This window comes from Pseudomonas sp. HMWF006 (assembly GCF_003061205.1).
Lineage (GTDB): Bacteria > Pseudomonadota > Gammaproteobacteria > Pseudomonadales > Pseudomonadaceae > Aquipseudomonas > Aquipseudomonas monsensis.
In genome coordinates, this window is the sequence record NZ_QAIU01000073.1 from 1 (window position 1) to 3,042 (window position 3,042).

At 61.6% G+C, this 3,042-nt stretch carries 4 protein-coding genes; 3 read left to right on the forward strand and 1 reads right to left on the reverse strand.

Annotated elements, in window-relative coordinates; translation table 11 throughout:
• Both DBR24_RS02815 and DBR24_RS02820 read left to right on the forward strand, forming a co-directional pair.
• Window positions 1-339: prolipoprotein diacylglyceryl transferase family protein (locus DBR24_RS02815; protein ID WP_177490414.1), on the forward strand; the 339-nt coding region annotated here is incomplete at its 5' end.
• A gap of 50 nt (window positions 340-389) precedes the next feature.
• The gene (locus DBR24_RS02820; RefSeq protein ID WP_123469624.1) at window positions 390-1,361 is read left to right on the forward strand and encodes a thymidylate synthase; all 972 of its coding nucleotides are present in this window, start codon (window positions 390-392) and stop codon (window positions 1,359-1,361) included.
• 125 nt (window positions 1,362-1,486) lie between these two features.
• Here DBR24_RS02820 and cadR read toward each other — a convergent pair whose 3' ends face one another.
• Window positions 1,487-1,936: a Cd(II)/Pb(II)-responsive transcriptional regulator gene (gene cadR, locus DBR24_RS02825; RefSeq protein ID WP_016983204.1), complete on the reverse strand. Its 450-nt coding sequence runs from the start codon at window positions 1,934-1,936 to the stop codon at window positions 1,487-1,489.
• 84 nt (window positions 1,937-2,020) lie between these two features.
• Between cadR and DBR24_RS31415 the strand changes: the two genes are divergently transcribed.
• Window positions 2,021-3,042, forward strand: a 1,022-nt coding sequence (locus DBR24_RS31415; protein WP_371921221.1) for a heavy metal translocating P-type ATPase, incomplete at its 3' end; no start/stop codon positions are given.

Here is a 3,042-nt window from a genome sequence, read left to right on the forward strand (position 1 = left end):
ATCTTCCCGCCATTCAGCGACCCGGCGCAGTTGCCGCGTCACCCGTCGCAGCTGTATCAGTTCGCGCTCGAAGGCGTCGCGCTGTTCCTGATCCTGTGGCTGTTCTCGCGCAAACCGCGTCCGACCATGGCGGTATCGGGCATGTTCGCGCTGTTCTACGGCATCTTCCGTTTTATCGTCGAGTTCGTTCGTGTACCGGACGCGCAACTGGGCTATCTGGCCTGGAACTGGCTGACCATGGGGCAAGTGCTGTGCGTGCCGATGATCGTCGGCGGTCTGTTCCTGATCTGGCTGGCCTATCGTCGTGCGCCGGCAGCGCCGGTTGCCCCGACGGCTTAAACTACGAACCCCGGTGCGCGACGCCGGGGCTCAAAGGACACAGGTAACTCATGAAGCAATATCTCGAACTGGTCTCGCACGTCATCAAAAACGGCACCAAGCAGGCCAACCGCACCGGCATCAACACCATCAGTTTCCCGGGGGCGATGCTGCGTTTCGATCTGCAGGAAGGTTTTCCGGCGATCACCACGCGCAAGATGGCCTTCAAATCGGCCATCGGCGAGATGTGCGGCTTTTTGCGTGGCGTGAACAACGCCGCTGAATTCCGTGCGCTGGGCTGCAAGGTCTGGGACCAGAACGCCAACGAAAACGCGCAGTGGCTGGCCAACCCGTTCCGCCAGGGCGAGGATGACCTCGGCGAAATCTACGGCGTGCAATGGCGCAAATGGCCGGCGTACAAGCAGATCCCGCTGAGCAACCCGGCCGCCATCGAGCAGACCCTGAGCAACGGCTACAAGCAAATCGCCCAGGGCGAAGAAGATGGCCAGGCCTACGTGGTGCTGTACAAAGCCATCGACCAGGTGCGCCAGTGCGTCGACACGATCATCAAGGATCCGGGCAGCCGCCGCATTCTGTTCCACGGCTGGAACGTCGCTCAGCTCGATGAAATGGCCCTGCCGCCGTGCCATCTGCTGTACCAGTTCCACCCGAATGTCGAGACCAAGGAAATTTCTCTGACCCTCTACATCCGTTCCAACGATCTGGGCCTGGGCACGCCGTTCAACCTCACCGAAGGCGCCGCGCTGCTGAGCCTGATCGGTCGCCTGACCGGCTACACGCCGCGCTGGTTCACCTATTTCATCGGTGATGCGCACGTCTACGAGAACCACCTGGACATGCTCAACGAACAGCTCAAGCGCGAGCCGTTCGCCATGCCGAAGCTGAAGATTTCGGATCGCGTGCCGGAATTTGCCAAGACGGGTGTGTATCAGCCGGAGTGGCTGGAGCTGGTGGAGCCGAGCGACTTCTCGCTGGAAGGTTACGAGCACCATGCGCCGATGACCGCGCCAATGGCGGTCTGACAAGTAGTACGCGCGCCCCTGTGGGAGCGAGCTTGCTCGCGAAAGCGGAGTGTCAGTTGATAGAAGTGTCGACTGAACCACCGCTTTCGCGAGCAAGCTCGCTCCCACAGTGTTTTTTGGTGTTCTTAATGGCCGTGACTGCGGCCTACATGGGAGTGTTCAACTTCCGTCGCGACAACCCCGCCACTCACTTCCAGCCGCTGCAAAATCCCGCACTGATCGGCCATCGGCCCTTCGCCACAACGTTGGCGCAGGTCGAGCAGCTGTGTCTGCAAGGCCAGCAAGCCGTCAATCCGCGCTTTCACATGCTGGATGTGCTCGTCGATCAGCGTATTGACGCTTTCACACTGATCCTGCGGGCTGTCACGCATGGCCAGCAGGCTGCGGATTTCTTCGAGGGTCATGTCGAGGGTGCGGCAGTTGCGGATGAAGGTCAGGCGTTCGGCGTGGGCCTGGGTGTATACGCGGTAGTTGCCGTCGCTGCGCGCCGGTTCCGGCAGCAGGTTTTCGCGCTCGTAATAGCGGATGGTTTCCACCGCGCAGTCGGTGAGTTTCGCCAGTTCGCCGATCTTCATGACGGCCATCTCCAAAAGGGTGCTTGACCCTATAGTGGCTACAGGGTCTTTACTTGGCAACAGGCACCTTCATGGACGCGACCAATGAGCGATTCCCGGCACACCCACAAACCCCACGCGGGGCACGATCACAGCCACAAATTGCAGCCTGTGCATAAGCATTCACATGGCGGCGACTCCTGCTGCTCGTCTAAAGCCGCTGCGCCTGCGTTGGTGCAACTGAGCGAAAAGACCAGCGCCGATGCGCGGCTCAGCAGTTTCCGCATCGAAGCGATGGACTGCCCGACCGAGCAGACGCTGATCCAGAACAAGCTCGGCAAGCTGCCCGGCGTGCAGCAACTGGAATTCAACCTGATCAACCGCGTGCTCGGCGTCACCCACAACCTGCCGGACACCGCGCCGATCACCGAGGCGATCACGTCTTTGGGCATGCACGCCGAACCGCTGGAGGCGGGTGTCGAAGCGCCGGCCCCTGCGCCGGTGAAAAAACACTGGTGGCCGCTGGCGCTGTCCGGCGTCGGTGCGCTCGCGGCTGAAGTGATCCACTTCACCAGTGCCGCGCCGACCTGGGTGGTGGCGATCATTGCGTTGGTGTCGATCCTCAGCGGTGGCCTGACTACCTACAAAAAGGGCTGGATCGCCCTGAAGAACCGCAACCTCAATATCAACGCGCTGATGAGCATCGCGGTGACCGGTGCGGTGTTGATCGGGCAGTGGCCGGAAGCGGCGATGGTGATGTTCCTGTTTACCGTGGCCGAACTGATCGAGGCGCGCTCACTGGATCGTGCGCGCAATGCCATCAGCGGTTTGATGCAAATGACGCCGGAGCAAGCCACGGTGTTGCAGGCTGACGGCAGCTGGATTGAGCAGGACGTGAAAAGCGTCGAACTCGGCGCCCGCGTGCGGGTAAAACCCGGCGAGCGCATCGCGCTGGACGGCGAGGTAGTCAGCGGCAGTTCGACCATCGACCAGGCGCCGATCACCGGCGAGAGCCTGCCGGTAGAGAAAACCGTCGGCGACAAGGTTTTCGCCGGCACCATCAACCAGGCCGGTTCGCTGGAGTATGCCGTCACCGCTGCGGCGAACAACTCGACCCTGGCGCGCAT

Bases quoted from the DNA above. Each gene is read 5' to 3' on its own strand.
- DBR24_RS02820 (WP_123469624.1), top strand. From the start codon at position 390: ATGAAGCAATATCTCGAACTGGTCTCGCACGTCATCAAAAACGGCACC.
- cadR (WP_016983204.1), bottom strand. From the start codon at position 1,936: ATGAAGATCGGCGAACTGGCGAAACTCACCGACTGCGCGGTGGAAACC.